14 protein-coding genes and 1 riboswitch are annotated in these 17,070 nt (G+C 71.1%); of the genes, 13 read left to right on the top strand and 1 reads right to left on the bottom strand.

The annotated features are described in order from the left end of the window. The first annotated feature begins 70 nt into the window (after window positions 1–70). From IE278_RS07015 to IE278_RS06995, 5 genes are all read left to right on the top strand, one after another. The gene (locus tag IE278_RS07015) at window positions 71–2,122 is read left to right on the top strand and encodes an N-6 DNA methylase (protein ID WP_189769797.1); all 2,052 of its coding nucleotides are present in this window, start codon (window positions 71–73) and stop codon (window positions 2,120–2,122) included. A 143-nt stretch (window positions 2,123–2,265) separates the two neighbouring features. After that, window positions 2,266–2,868, top strand: a complete 603-nt coding sequence (locus IE278_RS07010; protein ID WP_189769794.1) for a hypothetical protein — start codon at window positions 2,266–2,268, stop codon at window positions 2,866–2,868. Then, window positions 2,865–4,388: a serine/threonine-protein kinase gene (locus IE278_RS07005; protein ID WP_189769792.1), complete on the top strand. Its 1,524-nt coding sequence runs from the start codon at window positions 2,865–2,867 to the stop codon at window positions 4,386–4,388. Before IE278_RS07010 ends, IE278_RS07005 begins: the two co-directional genes overlap by 4 nt. Window positions 4,389–4,527: 139 nt before the next feature. After that, window positions 4,528–5,175, top strand: a complete 648-nt coding sequence (locus IE278_RS07000; RefSeq protein ID WP_189769790.1) for a SurA N-terminal domain-containing protein — start codon at window positions 4,528–4,530, stop codon at window positions 5,173–5,175. Window positions 5,176–5,191: 16 nt separating this feature from the next. Further along, a complete protein-coding gene (locus IE278_RS06995) occupies window positions 5,192–6,178 on the top strand; it encodes a nucleoside triphosphate pyrophosphohydrolase (RefSeq protein WP_373311921.1) in 987 nt (328 codons plus the stop codon). 82 nt (window positions 6,179–6,260) lie between these two features. Here IE278_RS06995 and IE278_RS06990 read toward each other — a convergent pair whose 3' ends face one another. Then, window positions 6,261–7,463, bottom strand: a complete 1,203-nt coding sequence (locus IE278_RS06990; protein WP_189769786.1) for a globin domain-containing protein — start codon at window positions 7,461–7,463, stop codon at window positions 6,261–6,263. 171 nt (window positions 7,464–7,634) lie between these two features. Here IE278_RS06990 and IE278_RS06985 point away from each other — a divergent pair, with 171 nt between their 5' ends. The 8 genes from IE278_RS06985 (at window position 7,635) to IE278_RS06950 (ending at window position 16,998) form a co-directional block, all read left to right on the top strand. Then, window positions 7,635–8,930, top strand: a complete 1,296-nt coding sequence (locus tag IE278_RS06985; protein ID WP_189769784.1) for a cytochrome P450 family protein — start codon at window positions 7,635–7,637, stop codon at window positions 8,928–8,930. A gap of 220 nt (window positions 8,931–9,150) precedes the next feature. Then, the gene (locus tag IE278_RS06980; RefSeq protein WP_189769782.1) at window positions 9,151–10,053 is read left to right on the top strand and encodes a LysM peptidoglycan-binding domain-containing protein; all 903 of its coding nucleotides are present in this window, start codon (window positions 9,151–9,153) and stop codon (window positions 10,051–10,053) included. Between the two features lie 218 nt (window positions 10,054–10,271). Continuing rightward, window positions 10,272–10,442: riboswitch (cyclic di-AMP (ydaO/yuaA leader) on the top strand. Between the two features lie 4 nt (window positions 10,443–10,446). Beyond that, entirely contained in the window at window positions 10,447–11,154 is a 708-nt protein-coding gene (locus IE278_RS06975; RefSeq protein ID WP_189769780.1) for a LysM peptidoglycan-binding domain-containing protein, read from the top strand. Between the two features lie 414 nt (window positions 11,155–11,568). Then, entirely contained in the window at window positions 11,569–12,855 is a 1,287-nt protein-coding gene (gene eno, locus IE278_RS06970; protein ID WP_189769778.1) for a phosphopyruvate hydratase, read from the top strand. 89 nt (window positions 12,856–12,944) lie between these two features. After that, window positions 12,945–13,421, top strand: coding sequence for an FtsB family cell division protein (locus IE278_RS06965; RefSeq protein WP_107015644.1), 477 nt, complete (start codon window positions 12,945–12,947; stop codon window positions 13,419–13,421). A gap of 29 nt (window positions 13,422–13,450) precedes the next feature. After that, on the top strand, window positions 13,451–13,972 hold the full coding sequence (locus IE278_RS06960; RefSeq protein WP_189769776.1) for a DUF501 domain-containing protein: 522 nt from the start codon (window positions 13,451–13,453) through the stop codon (window positions 13,970–13,972). Between the two features lie 239 nt (window positions 13,973–14,211). Then, window positions 14,212–15,153, top strand: a complete 942-nt coding sequence (locus IE278_RS06955; protein WP_189769773.1) for a Ppx/GppA phosphatase family protein — start codon at window positions 14,212–14,214, stop codon at window positions 15,151–15,153. Between the two features lie 459 nt (window positions 15,154–15,612). Further along, entirely contained in the window at window positions 15,613–16,998 is a 1,386-nt protein-coding gene (locus tag IE278_RS06950; protein WP_189769771.1) for an NAD(P)/FAD-dependent oxidoreductase, read from the top strand. Window positions 16,999–17,070 lie beyond the last annotated feature (72 nt).

Below are 17,070 nucleotides of genomic sequence, written 5' to 3'. Positions count from 1 at the left end.
CTTGCCTGCGTCGCTATGCTCGACGCCACACACCAGACGGACGTCACATCGGACGAGGGGAGCCGGACGGGTGCAGGAGAACGGGACAGAGGTCACCGCGGCCGGGATCGCCCGGCTCGCCGGAGTGGGCCGCGCCGCCGTCAGCAACTGGCGCCGCCGGCACGCCGACTTCCCCAAACCCGTCGGCGGCACCGAGACCAGCCCCTCCTTCGCGCTCACCGAGATCGAGGACTGGCTGCGCGCCCAGGGCAAGCTGGCCGAGGTCCCCCTGCGCGAGCGCGTCTGGCAGCAGGTGGCCGGACACCCGCAGGGCCCCGTCACCGCCCTCATCCATGTCGGCTGCGCTCTCCTGCTGGTCCACGACCGGCCCACGGTCTGGCTGGAGGTGAGCGCCGGCTCCGACGCCCGCCTCGCCGACCTGCTGCCCGCGCCGCTCGACCAGGTCCTCACCCCGCGCTTCGGCGCGATCCGCAAGCGGGCCGTCGCCACCCCGACCGCCGTCCAACTGCGTCCGTCCGCACCTCTGTTGCGCGCCGCGGCCGAACTCGCCGCCGAACTGGACGCGCGCAAGGCGTTCGAGTTCCTGCTCGGCAGGCACCTCGACGCGAACCCCCGCCAGTACACGCTCACGCCGACCGGCCTCGCCGCCCTGATGGCCGACCTCGCCGGACCGGCCACCACCGTCCTCGACCCGGCCTGCGGCACCGGCGCCCTGCTGCGCGCGGTGGCGGCCGCCCAGGGCGCGCCCGCCACCGAGGAGCAGCACCTCGACGGCCAGGACAGCGCACCCGAGTTGGCGGCCCTGACGGCCTTGCGTCTCGCCCTCCACGCGCGTGCCGTCGTGCGCACCGCCGCGGCCGACACCCTGCGCGCGGACGCCTTCGACAGCCTCCGGGCCGACGCCGTCGTGTGCCACCCGCCGTTCAACGAGCGCAACTGGGGGCACGACGAGCTGGCCTACGACCCGCGCTGGGAGTACGGCTTCCCGGCCCGCACCGAGTCCGAACTGGCCTGGGTGCAGCACGCGCTGGCCCGCCTCAGGGAGGGCGGCGTCGCCGTCCTCCTGATGCCGCCCGCCGCCGCGTCCCGCCGTTCCGGCCGCCGTATCCGCGCCGACCTGCTGCGCCGCGGCGCCCTGCGCGCGGTGATCGCCCTGCCGCCGGGCGCGGCGCCCCCGTACAACCTCCCGCTGCACCTGTGGGTGCTGCGCAAGCCCGCGCTCGTCGCGCAGGCCGCGCGGCCCGAGGTGCTGCTCGCCGACACGGGCGTGTTCACCGCGGACAGCCGCGGCGGTCTCGACTGGCAGGCCGTGCGCACCGCCGTCCTCGACGCCTGGCGCCCCTTCGACCGGACCGGCACCGTGCCGGAGCAGCCGGGCCTCAGCCGCTGCGTGCCGGTCATCGAACTCCTCGACGACGACGTCGACCTGGCCCCGGCCCGTCATCTGCCGCCCCCCGCGGCCGGCGGCGGCGAGCGGCTCGCGGACGTGCGCGACAGCCTGGGCGAGACCCTGCGGCTGACCGACCGCCTCACCCCGCCGCCCGCCGCGCCGCGCCCGCCCGTCCGCTGGCCGCTCACCACGATCGGTGAACTCGCGCGCGGGGGCGCGCTCCAGCTGCGTACGGGAGGCAGCGGCGGGCACGCGCGCGTGCCCGTCCTCACCGACCACGACGTCCTCGCCGGCACGGCACCCTCCGGCACGCTGCCCGACAGCGACGAGGAACCCGTGCTGACCGAGGCGGGGGACGTCGTCGTGCCCGTGCTCGGCGGCGGCTCCATCGCGCGCGTGGTCGACGAGGCGACGGCGGGCGCCGCCCTGGGCCGCAACCTCGCGCTGCTGCGCCCCGATCCGGCCGCGCTCGACCCGTGGTTCCTCGCCGGTTTTCTGCGGGGCACCGCCAACAACCGCCAGGCCAGCAGCTATGCGTCCACCGCGACCCGGCTCGACGTGCGCCGTCTTCAACTGCCCCGGCTGCCCCTGGAACAGCAGCGCGTCTACGGCGAACGGTTCCGCGCGCTCGCCGAGTTCGAGGAGACGCTGCGGCTCGCGGGACGCCTCGGCGAGCAGCTGGTCCGGGGCATGTACGACGGCCTGACGGACGGCACGGTCGAGCCCGGCTGAGACCTCTGGGACGGACGCGGTGACCAGCACGACAACGGTTCGGTACAACCCTGGACCAGTTGTCCTTGTCGGCCTATACGCTCGGACTCCGCACTTGTACGTCCATACTTCCGTCCGTCCCCATCAGGCCTCCAGGAGCGACCATGCAAGGCCACGGCCAGGCGCAGCCGGTGCAGCCGCCACCCTCGACCGGCCTGCTGGTCTTCCTGCGCGTGCTCTTCGTGGTGATCTCCGTGTGCAGTTTCGGCCTTCTCGGCTGGGTGATGATGCTGCGCCTGGCGCTCGTGACCCGCAAATCGCTCGACTGGGGTCTCCTGGTGGCCACTTTCGCGGCCGAGGCCCTGGGTCTCGTCCTGCTCGGCACCGAGCCCGGCGAGGAGATCCACACGCCGGGCGGCTGGACGGGCCTGGCCCTCCTCGTGGGCTCCCTCGTCCCCGCGATCTCGTACTACCTCGCGGCGGAGATCCGCCACTTCCACGCACTGGACTACTCCTATCAGGCGTACGCAGGCGGCAGCCGGCCCCCGGCGCACACGTACGGCTATCCGCAGCCCCCGTACGCCGCCACGACCGGCCCGCACACACCGGTGCCGCCGTCGGTCCCGATACCCCAGGCACCGCCCCGGCCCCCGTCCGCCGCGCCGACCCCGCCGCCGCAGCGCCCCGCGCCCGCCCGTATCGACCAGGTGCGCGCCGAGCTCGACGAGCTGAGTGACTACCTCCGCAAGCACGAGGACGGCAGATGACCGTGGCGCCGGGACGGGTGATCACCGGCCGCTACGAACTGTCCACGCTCATCGGACAGGGCGGCATGGGCCAGGTGTGGACGGCGTACGACCAGCGCCTGGACCGGCGTGTCGCCGTCAAGCTGCTGCGGCCCGACAAGGTCGCGGGCCAGGAGGCCGACGAGCTGCGCCGCCGCTTCGTGCGCGAGTGCCGCGTCACCGCGCAGGTCGACCACCCCGGCCTGGTCACGGTCCACGACGCGGGCAGCGAGGGCGAGGAGCTGTTCCTCGTCATGCAGTACGTCGACGGGGCCGACCTCTCCGACCACCTCGCCGAGCACGACCCCTACCCCTGGCAGTGGGCCGTCTCGGTCGCCGCGCAGCTGTGCGCGGTGCTCTCCGCCGTGCACGCCGTGCCGATCGTCCACCGCGACCTCAAGCCGCGGAACGTGATGATCAAGCAGGACGGCACGGTCACCGTGCTCGACCTCGGCGTCGCGTCCGTGATGGACACCGACACCACCCGCCTCACGCACACCGGCTCACCCATCGGATCGCCCGCCTACATGGCCCCCGAGCAGGCGATGGGCGGCGCGGTCGGCCCGTACACCGACCTGTACGCGCTCGGGGTGCTGATGCACGAACTCCTCAGCGGTGACGTGCCGTTCTCCGGATCGACCGCCCTCGGCGTGCTGCACCGCCACCTCTACGAGCCGCCCCTGCCGGTCCGCCGGCTGCGCCCCGAGGTGCCCGAGGCGCTCGAAGCCCTCGTACTGCGGCTGCTCTCCAAGGACCCGCAGCACCGCCCGGACTCCGCCCAGGAGACGTACGAGCAGTTGTTGCCGCTGCTGCCCGCGCGCGGGATCCCGTCCGGCGGGCCGCTCGACCCCACCCGCCCCTTTCTGCGCCCGCACGCCCCCTGGCCGGACCGCGCCCGCACCCCCGCGGCGCAGCCGCAGGCCGCGCCCGCCGTCGAGAAACCCGATGTCGCGGGAGCGGTCGACGAGGTCAAGCGGCTCCTCGGCGAGGGCCGCATCACCCAGGCCGTCGACATCCTCGGCCAGATCCTCCCGGCCGCCGCCGCCCAGCACGGCGAGCACTCCCCGGTCGTACGCACCCTGCGCAAGCAGTACGCGGCCACGCTGATGGACGACGGCCAGTACCGCCGCGCCCTGCCCGAACTGCGCCGCCTCGCCAACGAACGGGCCACCGAGGCGGGCCAGGCCGACCCGCAGTCCCTGCGTTTTCGCTACGAGGCCGCCCAGTGCCTCGAACAGCTCGGCGAACCGGCGGCGGCGCTGGCCGAGTACCGCGCGCTGCTGCCGTACTACGAGAACCAGTACGTCGCCCAGGACGCCGAACTGTCCTTCGAGGTACGCCGCCGCATCGGCCATCTGCTCCTCGCGCTCGGCGACCGGGCCGCCGCCCACGACACGCTGGCGCGGCTCCGGTACGACGTCGAACGGCTGCGGGGCCCCGGCCATCCGCTGGTCGGCGACATCGGCCGCACCCTGCAGTGGCTGGGGCAGGTCCGCGGCTGAACCGCGCGCCCGTGGGAGGGTGCCCGAAGTCCTGGCGAATCGTTGGGTCGAATGGGTGGCCGAGAGCCGGTCCCCTGCCTAACATCGATCACCGCAAGACTTTGTGCACCGTCGCACAATCTCCTACAGGAGGTTTTCCTTGCACCGCCGCCGTCGCACCGCGTTCCTCCTCACCGCCGCGCTCGTCACCGCGGCCCCCCTCCTGACCGCCTGTGGCAGCGACGCGCATCCCGGTGCCGCGGCCGTCGTCGGCGACGACCGCATCACGGTCTCCCAGCTGGAGAACCGGGTGAACGAGGTACGGACCGCCCAGCGGGCCGCCACCACGGGCGAGGCGCAGTACGAGCAGGCCATCGCCAAGTCCGGCGGCCTCACCCGCGACACCCTGCACGGCATGGTCCTCGACCGCGTGCTGCACCGGGCCGCCGACGACGCGGGCGTGACCGTCACCCGCAAGGAGATCCAGGAGGCCCGCACCGGCCTGGAACAGCAGGCCGGCGGTGCGAAGGCCCTGGAAGTGAGCTGGCTCCAGCAGTACGGGGTGCCGCCCGAGCGGCTCGACGACAACCTCCGCGTCCAGATCGAGGCCCAGAAGCTCGCCTCCGCACTCGGCACGGACACCAGCCAGCCGGCCTTCTGGAAGGCGCTGTCCGAGGCCTCCAAGAAGCTGGACGTCGACCTGAACCCCCGGTACGGCAGCTGGGACGTGGAGAAGAGCAGCCGCGTCGACGCCAAGCTGCCGTGGGTGCGTGACGTCACGGCGGCGGCCGCCCAGAAGACGGCGTGACCGAGCTGTCAGTGGCGTGGGTTACGTTCGGGGTGTGAACGCATCCAGCCCCGGGCGCATCGTCCTGCTCACCACCAGCCACCGCGTCGCGCCCGGACTCCTGTCCTGGCCCGCCTGGCAGGCGCTGCACGGCGCCGACCGCGTCCTGTGCGCGGACGGCGCCCACCCGCAACTGCCGTACCTGCGCGAGGCGGGCATCCAGGTCGAGGAGGCCGCGCCCGGCGCCCAGGAGCTGGTCGACGCCTGCGCCGGCGGGCACACGGTCACCGTCGTCGCCACCGGCGAGGGCGAACCGCGCCTGACGGACGGCCTGTCCCGGCTGGCCGGCACCGGCCGGGTCCGGATGCCCGACCTCGAACTGCTCCCCGCCTCGTACGACCTGCCGGGCGCCCGCCTCCTGGACCTCGTCCAGGTGATGGACCGCATCCGCCTCGAATGCCCCTGGTCGTCGCAGCAGACCCACAAGGGCCTCGCCAAGTACGGCATCGAGGAGGCGTACGAACTCGTCGAGGCCATCGAGGAGGGCGACCGGCACGAACTGCGCGAGGAGCTAGGCGACGTCCTGCTCCAGGTCGTCTTCCACTCCCGGATCGCCGAGGAGGGCAGCCCGGAGGACGGGTCGGAGCCCTTCTCCATCGACGACGTGGCGGCCGGCATCGTCACCAAGCTGATCCACCGCCACCCGCACGTGTTCGGCGACGAGAGCGCCTCCACGCCCGAGGAGGTCAAGGAGCACTGGCTGCGCACCAAGGCGGAGGAGAAGCAGCGGACATCCGTCACGGAGGGCGTCCCGCTCGGCCAGCCCGCCCTCGCGCTGGCCGCCAAGCTGGCCTCCCGCGCGCGTACGGCCGGCCTCGACACGCCCCTGCCCCGCGGCGAGGGCATCGGCTACGAACTGCTGGCCCTGGCCGTCCGGGCCGAGGAGTCCGGCGTGGACCCGGAAGCAGCCCTCAGAGCAGCCGCCCGCACCTACCGGGACGCGATACGAGCCTCAGAGTCCTGACCGTGCCCCGTAAGGGGCCCGGGGAACTGCGCACCCGGCCACAAGGCACCCGCAGACGAGAACACCGCCCCCACGCGGCGAGCTACCGTGGCCGGGGCCGCTGAAGCAGCCACGCGCCGGGTCCCAGCGGCCGGCCCCCGTCCACGGCACGTTCCCGCCCCGTGGAGGGGAGTTCGTCACAGAAGACCCGTTCCGGCTCGGCGCCCAGCCGGGGCAGCACCGAGGAGATCACCTCGACCAGCCCTGGTGGCCCCGCCAGATAGACATCGTGGCGCGCCCAGTTCGCCCGGTTGCCCAGAGCCGTCAGCAGCCGCTCCGTGGCCTGCCCCTTCGGCCGCCCCGGTGCGGGCGTGATCACGGTGACGTCCAGCCAGGGCACCCGCCCGCGCAGCCCTTCGAGCACGACCCGGTCATAGAGGTAGGCGACATCGCGGGCGACGACGAAGAGCCGGGCCTCGTCGTATGCGCCGGGCGCCCGCCCCAGGTGCTCCAGCAGTGCCTTCACCGGAGCCCAGCCGGTACCGGCCGCGATGAAGGTGAGGGGCCGCTCCACGGGCGTACGCAGGGCCAGTCGGCCACCCGGCGGGCCGAGCCGCAGGACATCGCCCTCGCGGGTGCGCCGGACCAGTTCGGGCGACAGGGCGCCGCCCGGGACGAGGCTGACGTGCAGATCGAGGGTGCCGTCGCAGCGGGGCGCGTTGCCGACGGAGTACGGGCGCCAGACTCCCGGGGCCCGGGGGCTGCCGACGCTCACGTACTGGCCGGGCAGGTGGGGGAGGGGCCGGTCCGGACGGAGCGTCAGCACGGCGAGATCGTCCCGGTGCGCGGTGCGGCCGACGACCTCGGCGTTCCACCAGGACGGCTGCCCCTGGCTCTCCGCCTCCCCCGCGCCGTCCAGCATGGCGTCCGCGACCAGCGTGTACGCCTCGTCCCAGGCCTTCTCCACCTCCGCGCTCCACGCGGACCCGGACACGGCGGCGAACGCGGCGATCAGGCTGTCCCCCACGGCCGTGTAGTGCTCGGGGCGCGCCAGATACTTCCGGTGGTCCCGCCCCAGCTCCCGGAGGTACTCGTGGAGCCCCGGCCCTTCCAGGCGGGCGACGACGAGCGCCAGGGCGGTGAACAGACGGTCCCGCTGGCGTTCCTTGTCCTCGGGGGAGTCCAGCGGGAACAGGGCGCGGACATCGGGGTGGTGCCAGAACAGATGGGAGTAGAAGTACTTGAGCGCGAACTCGGCCCGTCTTTCGACGACCGCGAAACTGGTCCGGAGTATCTCGGGGTCCACGCTCGCGAGCGTAGATAGCCGGAGAGCCGGACAGTCAAGGGGCGGAGCATTCCGGGACAGCCTGGGGTGAAGCGCGCGAACAGGGCCAAGTCGCGACCGGTAGGGGGCGGCTGCAGCGGCCCGGCAGACCGCCGCGCGGGCCCGGGCCGTGCCTCCCGATACCGTCGAGGAGTGACCGAAACGCCTGCACAGCCGCCCGCGCCGACCACGGGGCAGCCCGTACCCGAACTCTTCAGCTGGGAGTTCGCCACCGATCCCTACCCGGCGTACGCCTGGCTCCGTGAGTACGCTCCCGTGCATCGGACGAAGCTGCCCAGCGGGGTGGAGGCATGGCTGGTCACCCGTTACGCGGACGCCAAGCAGGCCCTCGCCGACGGCCGGCTCAGCAAGAACCCCGCCCATCACGACGAACCCGCGCACGCGAAGGGCAAGACCGGCATTCCGGGCGAGCGGAAGGCCGAGCTGATGACCCACCTGCTCAATATCGACCCGCCGGACCACACCCGGCTGCGGCGGCTCGTCAGCAAGGCGTTCACGCCCCGGCGGGTGGCCGAATTCGGCTCCCGTGTGCAGGAGCTGACGGACCAGCTGATCGACGGGTTCGCCGAGAAGGGGGAGGCGGACCTCATCCACGACTTCGCCTTCCCGCTCCCCATCTACGCCATCTGCGATCTCCTCGGCGTTCCGCGCGAGGACCAGGACGACTTCCGGGACTGGGCCGGGATGATGATCCGGCACGGGGGCGGGCCCAGGGGCGGTGTCGCGCGGTCGGTCAAGAAGATGCGCGGCTACCTCGCCGAGCTGATCCACCGCAAGCGCCAGGAACTCACGGACGAGCCCGCGCCGGGCGAGGACCTGATCTCCGGTCTCATCCGGGCCTCCGACCACGGCGAGCACCTCAGCGAGAACGAGGCCGCGGCGATGGCCTTCATCCTTCTGTTCGCCGGTTTCGAGACAACCGTGAACCTCATCGGCAACGGCACCTACGCCCTGCTCACCCACCCGGGGCAGCGGCGGCGGCTGCAGGACTCCCTCGCGGCCGGCCACACGGACCTGCTCGCGACCGGCGTGGAGGAACTGCTCCGCTATGACGGACCCGTGGAACTGGCCACCTGGCGGTTTGCCACCGAACCGCTCAGTGTCGGCGGGCAGGACATCGCCGCCGGTGACCCCGTGCTCGTCGTCCTCGCGGCGGCCGACCGCGATCCCGACCGGTTCGAGGACCCGGACACCCTCGACCTCTCCCGCCGTGACAACCAACACCTCGGTTACGGGCACGGAATCCACTACTGCCTCGGTGCGCCCCTCGCACGGCTGGAGGGCCAGACGGCACTGGCCACGCTGCTGACCCGGCTGCCGGACCTGCAACTCGCGGGGGATTCAGCCGATTTGAGGTGGCGGGGAGGGCTCATCATGCGGGGGTTGCGCACGCTTCCGGTGGAGTTCACCCCGGTCGCGAAGTCTTGACGGATGTCCTTGCGGCCGTAGCACCGAAGTCGACGGAAGGTGAGACTCCGTCAACTCTGTGATCTTCACGTTATCTACGCTGCACCGACTTGTGACAAGAGTTCGAGTGCCGCTACGTTCACCCATCAATGCGGCAGGTCCCGCCCGTCGCAGCAGTCACGAGCACGGCTTTCCGCTGTGCCCTGTGCGTATTCCTTGCTGTCACGCGAAAGGCAATCGCATGCTCTCCGGGAACGGCCGTCATCGTCGCCCCCGCCAGGCTCCGGCGCTCCTCGTCGCCGCCGGCGTGGCCGGATCGGCCATCGCGATCCCCCTGCTCGGTGCGAGCGGCGCGAGTGCCGCCAGCGGTACGACCTGGGACGCGGTCGCCGAGTGCGAGAGCGGTGGCTCATGGAGCGCCGACACCGGCAACGGGCTCTACGGCGGCCTCCAGATGACCCAGGAGACCTGGGAGGAGCACGGCGGCCTCGACTACGCGCCGAGCGCCGACCAGGCCAGCCGTTCGCAGCAGATAGCCGTCGCCGAGAAGATCCTCGCGGACCAGGGAACGGGTGCCTGGACGACCTGCGGTCTCGTCGCCGGTCTGACGCAGGACTCCGACTCCGCCGATGTCGACACGGGCGTCGCCGAGGACTCCACCGGTTCGTCGGCCGACACGGAGGAGACGAAGGAGAGCGGCAGCGCGAAGTCCGACTCGTCCACCGGCAGCGGTTCGAAGTCCGCCGACGGCTCGGCCTCGGACGCACAGAGAACGGACAGCTCGTCCGCGGACACCAAGGCGAAGGGTGACGACTCGGACAAGTCATCCCAGAACGACGACGCTTCGGTCGACGCGGTCGCGGACAGCTCCGGCCGTCACCGCGGCGGCAGCGCCGAAGAGGTCGACATGGCCCCCCGTGCGGACGACTACGCCGGCCGGCACGCCTCGCGCAGCGACAGCACCTCCCGCGTCCTCGCCGACGAAGGCTCGTACGCGGTCCGTTCCGGGGACAGTCTCTCCAGCATCGCCGACTCCCTTGGCATCGACGGCGGGTGGAGCGAGCTCTACGCCGCGAACAAGGACAGCATCGGCGCCGACCCGGACTTCATCATCCCCGGTCAGCGCATCGCCGTGGACGGTTGAGCGATGTCGAGCAAGTGGTGATCAAGGCGCCGAATCGGGCGAAAATCAGCGGTAGTTCGAGCTGAATGTCCGATTTGGTGAATTGAGACATGGATCTCAACACCCCTGATCGTCTTTGAAATTCGGCGCGGCCCGTGTCTACGGTCGTGACCGCTCGCCATTGGTGAGCCCCGACGGTCGCACGCCGAATCCTGCCAACGGCCGTACGGGAACAGTCGTCGCGTAAAGCGCCGTAGGCAGGAGCGGGGGACCCAAGGTAAGTGCCGGAACCGGTCTTCGAGACCGGGTACGGCTTGGGGTTAAGCCGCGTGACAGCAGTGTCACGCGGCCGGGCAACTCACTCGGCCCGAACCCGACAGCTCACCTCGCAGGCGTCGGTGAGGGGATCACTTCATGCTGCTTTCGAACAAGGGCAAGCACCGCCGCCCGTCCAAGGCCACCCGTATCGCCACGCTGGCCGGTGTCACCACCGCCGCCGTCGCCGTCCCGCTGATGGGCGCCACGGGAGCCTCCGCCGCCACCGCCTCCGAGTGGGACACCGTCGCCCAGTGCGAGTCCGGCGGCAACTGGTCGATCAACACCGGCAACGGCTACTACGGCGGCCTGCAGTTCTCGGCCTCCACCTGGGCCGCGTACGGCGGCAGCTCGTACGCCTCCACCGCCGACCAGGCGTCCAAGTCCCAGCAGATCGCCGTCGCCGAGAAGGTTCTCGCGAGCCAGGGCAAGGGTGCCTGGCCGAGCTGTGGCGTGGGCCTGTCCGGCGCCTCGACCGGTGGCTCCACCACCCCGTCGGGCTCCTCGGACTCCAACGGCTCCGGCCAGAGCACCACGCAGCCGCAGCAGCAGAACTCGCAGTCCTCCGAGGAGCGCGCCTCGCGTTCCCAGGACCGTCCGGCCGCGAAGAAGACCGTCGAGACCCCGACCGGCAAGAAGGTCGAGAAGGGCGACGGCGAGTACAAGGTCGTCAAGGGCGACACCCTCAGCGAGATCGCCGACAAGAAGAACGTCAAGGGCGGCTGGGCGAAGCTCTACAAGCTGAACGACGACATCGTCGACGACGCCGACTTCATCTTCCCGGGTCAGCAGCTGCACCTCAGCTGATCCGCCGTCGGCGGTCGCGTCCCCACTTCGGGGGCCGGGACCTCACCTCCGGTCGAGGCACTGGCCGCTCGGCCCCGACCGGAAGTCCGGCCCACATCCGAATCGCGACTGAACCACAGCGCTCTCACATCCGTGTCCTCCATAGTGGAGGCCTCGTGAGGGCCACCCCCGTCCCCCACGGGCTCCCCGTTCCGGTGCGTGTTCCCCCGTACGCACCGGGGCGGGGCTTTTTCTTGCCGCTTCGCCCCCTCGTTTTGTTCCGTTCGGAAACAATTTCCTCTCGGTTCTGTCCAGGAGGCGGTCGAGGGCTGGCCGATCCCCGGCAGCCGGTTAGGCTCATCCCGCGGGGCCACCACGGCCTGCGCCCAACCGGGCCTCCGGCCCGGCACAGCTTGTGTCACATCCCAGAAGGAGATGCTCGTGCCGTCCATCGACGTCGTCGTAGCCCGGGAAATCCTGGACTCCCGAGGCAACCCCACGGTCGAGGTCGAGGTCGGCCTCGACGACGGCAGCACGGGTCGTGCCGCCGTTCCGTCCGGCGCCTCCACCGGTGCCTTCGAAGCAGTCGAACTCCGTGACGGAGACCCCAACCGCTACCTCGGCAAGGGTGTCGAGAAGGCCGTTCTCGCCGTCATCGAGCAGATCGGCCCGGAGCTCGTCGGCTACGACGCCACCGAGCAGCGCCTCATCGACCAGGCGATGATCGACCTGGACGCCACCGACAACAAGGGCTCGCTCGGCGCCAACGCCATCCTCGGCGTCTCGCTCGCCGTCGCGCACGCCGCCTCCGAGGCCAGCGACCTGCCGCTCTTCCGCTACCTCGGCGGACCGAACGCGCACCTGCTGCCCGTCCCGATGATGAACATCCTGAACGGCGGGTCGCACGCCGACTCGAACGTCGACATCCAGGAGTTCATGATCGCCCCGATCGGCGCGGAGTCCTTCTCCGAGGCCGTGCGCTGGGGCGCCGAGGTCTACCACACCCTCAAGAAGGTCCTGAAGAGCCGCGGTCTGTCCACCGGCCTCGGCGACGAGGGCGGCTTCGCCCCGAACCTCGGCTCCAACCGCGAGGCCCTCGACCTCATCGTCGAAGCCATCAAGGAAGCCGGCTACACCCCCGGCGAGCAGGTCGCCCTCGCGCTGGACGTCGCCGCGTCCGAGTTCTACAAGGACGGCAAGTACGAGTTCGAGGGCAAGTCCCGCTCGGCCGCCGAGATGACCGAGTACTACGAGGAGCTCGTCTCCGCGTACCCGCTGGTCTCCATCGAGGACCCGCTGTACGAGGACGACTGGGCCGGCTGGAACGTCATCACCGAGAAGCTGGGCTCCAAGGTCCAGATCGTCGGCGACGACCTCTTCGTCACCAACCCCGAGCGCCTCGCCCGCGGCATCGAGGAGGGCTCCGCCAACGCCCTGCTGGTCAAGGTCAACCAGATCGGCTCGCTGACCGAGACCCTGGACGCCGTCGAGATGGCCCAGCGCAACGGCTTCAAGTGCATGATGTCCCACCGCTCCGGCGAGACCGAGGACGTCACCATCGCCGACCTCGCGGTCGCGGTGAACTGCGGCCAGATCAAGACCGGCGCCCCGGCCCGCTCGGACCGCGTCGCCAAGTACAACCAGCTGCTGCGCATCGAGGAGATCCTCGACGACGCCGCGGTGTACGCGGGCCGCTCGGCCTTCCCCCGCTTCAAGGGCTGACGTCCTTGTAGGCAGCGTCGTACGTACGTCCCCGTACCGGTCCCGTACCGTGTGCGGGGACGTACGTACGTATCGGGGAGGCGGGACAGATGGCTGTGAAGGACCGTGACCGGTTCTCCACCGCGACCAGGCTGCGGGTGCTCGGCGAGCAGACCGCCGCCCGTGTCTACCGCTCCCAGACCAAACGCCAGGCGCGCCGCTCGCGGCTGACCGGCCGTGCGGCGCTCCTCGCCCTCGTGCTCTGCTCGCTCGTCGTGGCCCTCGCCTATCCCATAAGGCAGTACGTCTCCCAGCGTGCCGAGGTCGCCGATCTGCAGCGCGAGCGCGAGCAGGCCCGCGAGCGCGTCGAGGAGCTGCGCGACCTGAAGGCGCGCTGGCAGGACGACGCGTACGCCGAGCAGCGCATCCGGGAACGGCTGCACTACGTGATGCCGGGCGAGACCGGCTTCATCGTGATCGACCCCGACGCGGCGAAGAAGACGCGTACGGACCGGACGGCGGCCGACCGGGCCTGGTACGCCAACGTCTGGGACGGCGTCGACAAGGCCGACGCCTCCGACCAGTGAACTGAACCAGAAGGACACAGAGCCAAGGCATGGAAACGCCCCCGCCGCCCACTTCGCGCACCGAGCCCACCGACGCCGACGTCGAGGCCTTCAAGCAGCAGCTCGGGCGGCCGCCGCGCGGGCTGCGCGCGATCGCGCACCGCTGTCCGTGCGGACAGCCCGACGTCGTCGAGACGGCTCCCCGGCTTCCCGACGGGACGCCGTTCCCGACGACGTACTACCTGACGTGCCCGCGCGCGGCCTCCGCGATCGGGACGCTGGAGGCGAACGGCGTCATGAAGGAGATGACGGACCGTCTCGCCACGGACCCCGAGCTGGCCAAGGCGTACCGGGCCGCGCACGAGGACTACATCGCGCGGCGTGACGCCATCGACGTGCTCGAGGGATTCCCGAGCGCGGGCGGGATGCCGGACCGGGTGAAGTGCCTGCACGTGCTGGTCGCGCACTCCCTGGCCGCGGGGCCGGGGGTGAACCCCCTGGGCGACGAGGCGATCGCGATGCTGCCGGAGTGGTGGCGCAAGGGCGCGTGCGTCGTTCCGACGGAGGGCTGAGGGTTCCGCCTGACCCCGGTGAGGGCGGGCGAAAAAGATTGCGCAGTTCCCCGCGCCCCTAAAAGCCAGGGTGCCTGGGGTGGGCGTAAAGGATTGCGCAGTTCCCCGCGCCCCTAGATACCTAGGGGCGCGGGGAACTGCGCAGTGGGGGTTCGGGGGCGGAGCCCCTGTGTAGTGACGGGAATGGGTAGGGGCGGCGGGGGCGGCCCCCCGGACGATCGCAACAGGAGACCACTGTCATGACTCGCGTCGCCGCCGTGGACTGCGGCACCAACTCCATCCGCCTGCTCGTCGCGGACGCGGACCCCGCCACCGGCGAACTCGTCGACCTGGACCGCCGCATGACGATCGTCCGGCTCGGCCAGGACGTCGACCGCACGGGCCGCCTCGCCCCCGAGGCCCTGGAGCGCACCTTCGCGGCCTGCCGCGAGTACGCCGAGGTCATCAAGGAGCACGGCGCCGAACGCCTCCGCTTCGTCGCCACCTCCGCCTCCCGAGACGCCCAGAACCGCGATGACTTCGTCCGCGGCGTCCTCGACATCCTGGGCGTGGAGCCCGAGGTCATCTCCGGCGACCAGGAGGCCGAGTTCTCGTTCACGGGCGCCACGAAGGAGCTGACGGGCCGTGACGACCTGGCCAAGCCCTACCTCGTGGTGGACATCGGCGGCGGCTCCACCGAGTTCGTCGTCGGCGACGACCACGTGCGGGGCGCCCGCTCGGTGGACATCGGCTGCGTACGGATGACGGAACGCCACCTCGTCCGGGACGGCGTGGTCACCGACCCGCCGACCGGGGAGCAGGTCCGGGCGATCCGCGCCGACATCGAGGCGGCCCTCGACCTCGCCGAGGAGTCCGTGCCCCTGCGCGAGGCCCGCACGCTGGTCGGGCTGGCCGGCTCCGTCACCACCGTCGCGGCGATCGCCCTGGGGCTCGCGGAGTACGACTCCGAGGCCATCCACCACTCCCGGGTCTCCCTGGAGCGGGTCCGCGAGATCACCGAGCGGCTGCTCGCCGCCTCGCACGCCGAGCGCGCGGAGATCCCCTCGATGCATCCGGGACGCGTCGACGTCATCGGCGCCGGCGCCCTCGTACTCCTCGCGATCATGGAGAGGACCGGCGCGCGGGAGGTCGTCGTGAGCGAGCACGACATCCTCGACGGCATCGCGTGGTCCGTGGCCTGAACGGGGCCCGGGCCGCAGCCCGCTTCGCTACGCTTCAGCGCCCTCGGCTGAGCAGTCCCGACAACGTATGAGCGCACTTGAGGGCCCTGCGGAGGGCTGGTGAACGACCTTCGCGACAGGCCCGCGGAAAACTTCGTGAAGTTCTTCACAAGAGAATCGGTCCTGCTGAGGGAGGTTTTCCTCCTTCCGGCTCCTCAAGGGCTTCCGGAGGGGTTCGGTCCATGGTCAACGGACCGTTTCGGGGATGCTGCGATCACGTGAAGAGGGGTACTGGTCCAGGGGGCCCGAAGGGCCGGAGTGGCAGCTCAGGCGGCATTGACAACGGGTCGCGGCGCGCGCTGGTTCCCCTGCCGGAACATGACCTGGGTCACGTGGGCGGCGCAGTGTAGCAGAGGGTGTGAAGAAGCTTGTGAAGGGGCGCACGAGCGACCCCCCTGGGGCGGGTGGATACTCGATGGCATGAGCACCACGGAGCGTCCCAGGATCCTCGTAGTAGGCGGTGGGTACGTAGGCCTGTACGCAGCTCGGCGCATCCTCAAGAAGATGCGCTACGGCGAGGCGACCGTCACGGTCGTCGACCCCCGGTCGTACATGACCTACCAGCCCTTCCTCCCCGAAGCAGCCGCAGGCAGCATTTCGCCTCGGCACGTCGTCGTCCCGCTGCGACGCGTGCTGCCCAAGGCGGAAGTCCTCACCGGCCGGGTCACGACCATCGACCAGGACCGCAAGGTCGCCACGATCGCCCCCCTCGTGGGCGAGGCGTACGAGCTGCCCTTCGACTACCTCGTCATCGCGATGGGCGCGGTCTCCCGCACCTTCCCGATCCCCGGCCTCGCCGAGCAGGGCATCGGCATGAAGGGCATCGAGGAGGCCATCGGCCTGCGCAACCACGTCCTCGAACAGCTCGACAAGGCCGACTCCACGACCGACGAGGATGTCCGCCGCAAGGCGCTGACCTTCGTCTTCGTCGGCGGTGGCTTCGCAGGCGCGGAGACCATCGGCGAGGTCGAGGACATGGCTCGGGACGCCGCGAAGTACTACACCAACGTGTCCCGCGAGGACATGCGCTTCATCCTCGTTGACGCCGCGGACAAGATCCTTCCCGAGGTCGGCCCCAAGCTCGGCCAGTACGGCAAGGAGCACCTCGAAGGACGTGGGGTCGAGGTCTACCTCTCCACCTCCATGGACTCCTGCGTCGACGGCCACGTGGTCCTGAAGAACGGCCTGGAGGTCGACTCCAGCACCATCGTGTGGACGGCCGGCGTCAAGCCCAACCCGGTGCTCTCCCGCTTCGGCCTGCCGCTCGGTCCCCGTGGCCACGTCGACACCCGGACCACGCTCCAGGTGCAGGGCACGGACTACATCTGGGCCGCCGGCGACAACGCCCAGGTGCCGGACCTCGTCGGCCGCAAGGCCGGCAACGAGAACGCCTGGTGCCCGCCGAACGCGCAGCACGCGCTGCGTCAGGCGCGGGTCCTCGGCGACAACGTGATCTCCGGTATGCGGGGCTTCCCGCAGAAGGAGTACAGCCACGCCAACAAGGGTGCGGTCGCCGGGCTCGGGCTGCACAAGGGCGTCGCGTTCATCGTCATGGGCAAGATGAAGATCAAGCTCAAGGGGCGGCTGGCCTGGTACATGCACCGTGGGTACCACGGGCTGGCCATGCCGACCTGGAACCGGAAGATCCGGGTCTTCGCGGACTGGACGCTGGCCGTGTTCCTGAAGCGTGAGGTCGTCTCGCTCGGGGCGATGGAGACTCCTCGTGAGGAGTTCTACGAGGCGGCCAAGCCGGCGCCCGCGCCTGTCGCTGCCGCGAAGACGGAGGAGAAGGCGAAGGCCTCCTGACCTTCGGTCACCGTCCCACCCGCTTTCCCTGCTTTCCCTGAAGGGGTCTCCCGCCATCCGTGGTGCGGGGGG

Source organism: Streptomyces tauricus (assembly GCF_014650955.1).
Classification (GTDB): Bacteria; Actinomycetota; Actinomycetes; order Streptomycetales; family Streptomycetaceae; genus Streptomyces; species Streptomyces tauricus.
The sequence above is the reverse complement of the archived record's forward strand: the minus strand, read 5'-3'. Positions and strand labels throughout refer to the sequence as shown.

Excerpts from the sequence above, each read along its gene's own strand:
- IE278_RS07010 (WP_189769794.1), top strand. The coding sequence starts at position 2,266 with ATGCAAGGCCACGGCCAGGCGCAGCCGGTGCAGCCGCCACCCTCGACC.
- IE278_RS07005 (WP_189769792.1), top strand. The coding sequence starts at position 2,865 with ATGACCGTGGCGCCGGGACGGGTGATCACCGGCCGCTACGAACTGTCC.
- IE278_RS06980 (WP_189769782.1), top strand. The coding sequence starts at position 9,151 with ATGCTCTCCGGGAACGGCCGTCATCGTCGCCCCCGCCAGGCTCCGGCG.
- IE278_RS06975 (WP_189769780.1), top strand. The coding sequence starts at position 10,447 with ATGCTGCTTTCGAACAAGGGCAAGCACCGCCGCCCGTCCAAGGCCACC.
- eno (WP_189769778.1), top strand. The coding sequence starts at position 11,569 with ATGCTCGTGCCGTCCATCGACGTCGTCGTAGCCCGGGAAATCCTGGAC.
- IE278_RS06965 (WP_107015644.1), top strand. The coding sequence starts at position 12,945 with ATGGCTGTGAAGGACCGTGACCGGTTCTCCACCGCGACCAGGCTGCGG.
- IE278_RS06960 (WP_189769776.1), top strand. The coding sequence starts at position 13,451 with ATGGAAACGCCCCCGCCGCCCACTTCGCGCACCGAGCCCACCGACGCC.
- IE278_RS06955 (WP_189769773.1), top strand. The coding sequence starts at position 14,212 with ATGACTCGCGTCGCCGCCGTGGACTGCGGCACCAACTCCATCCGCCTG.
- IE278_RS06950 (WP_189769771.1), top strand. The coding sequence starts at position 15,613 with ATGAGCACCACGGAGCGTCCCAGGATCCTCGTAGTAGGCGGTGGGTAC.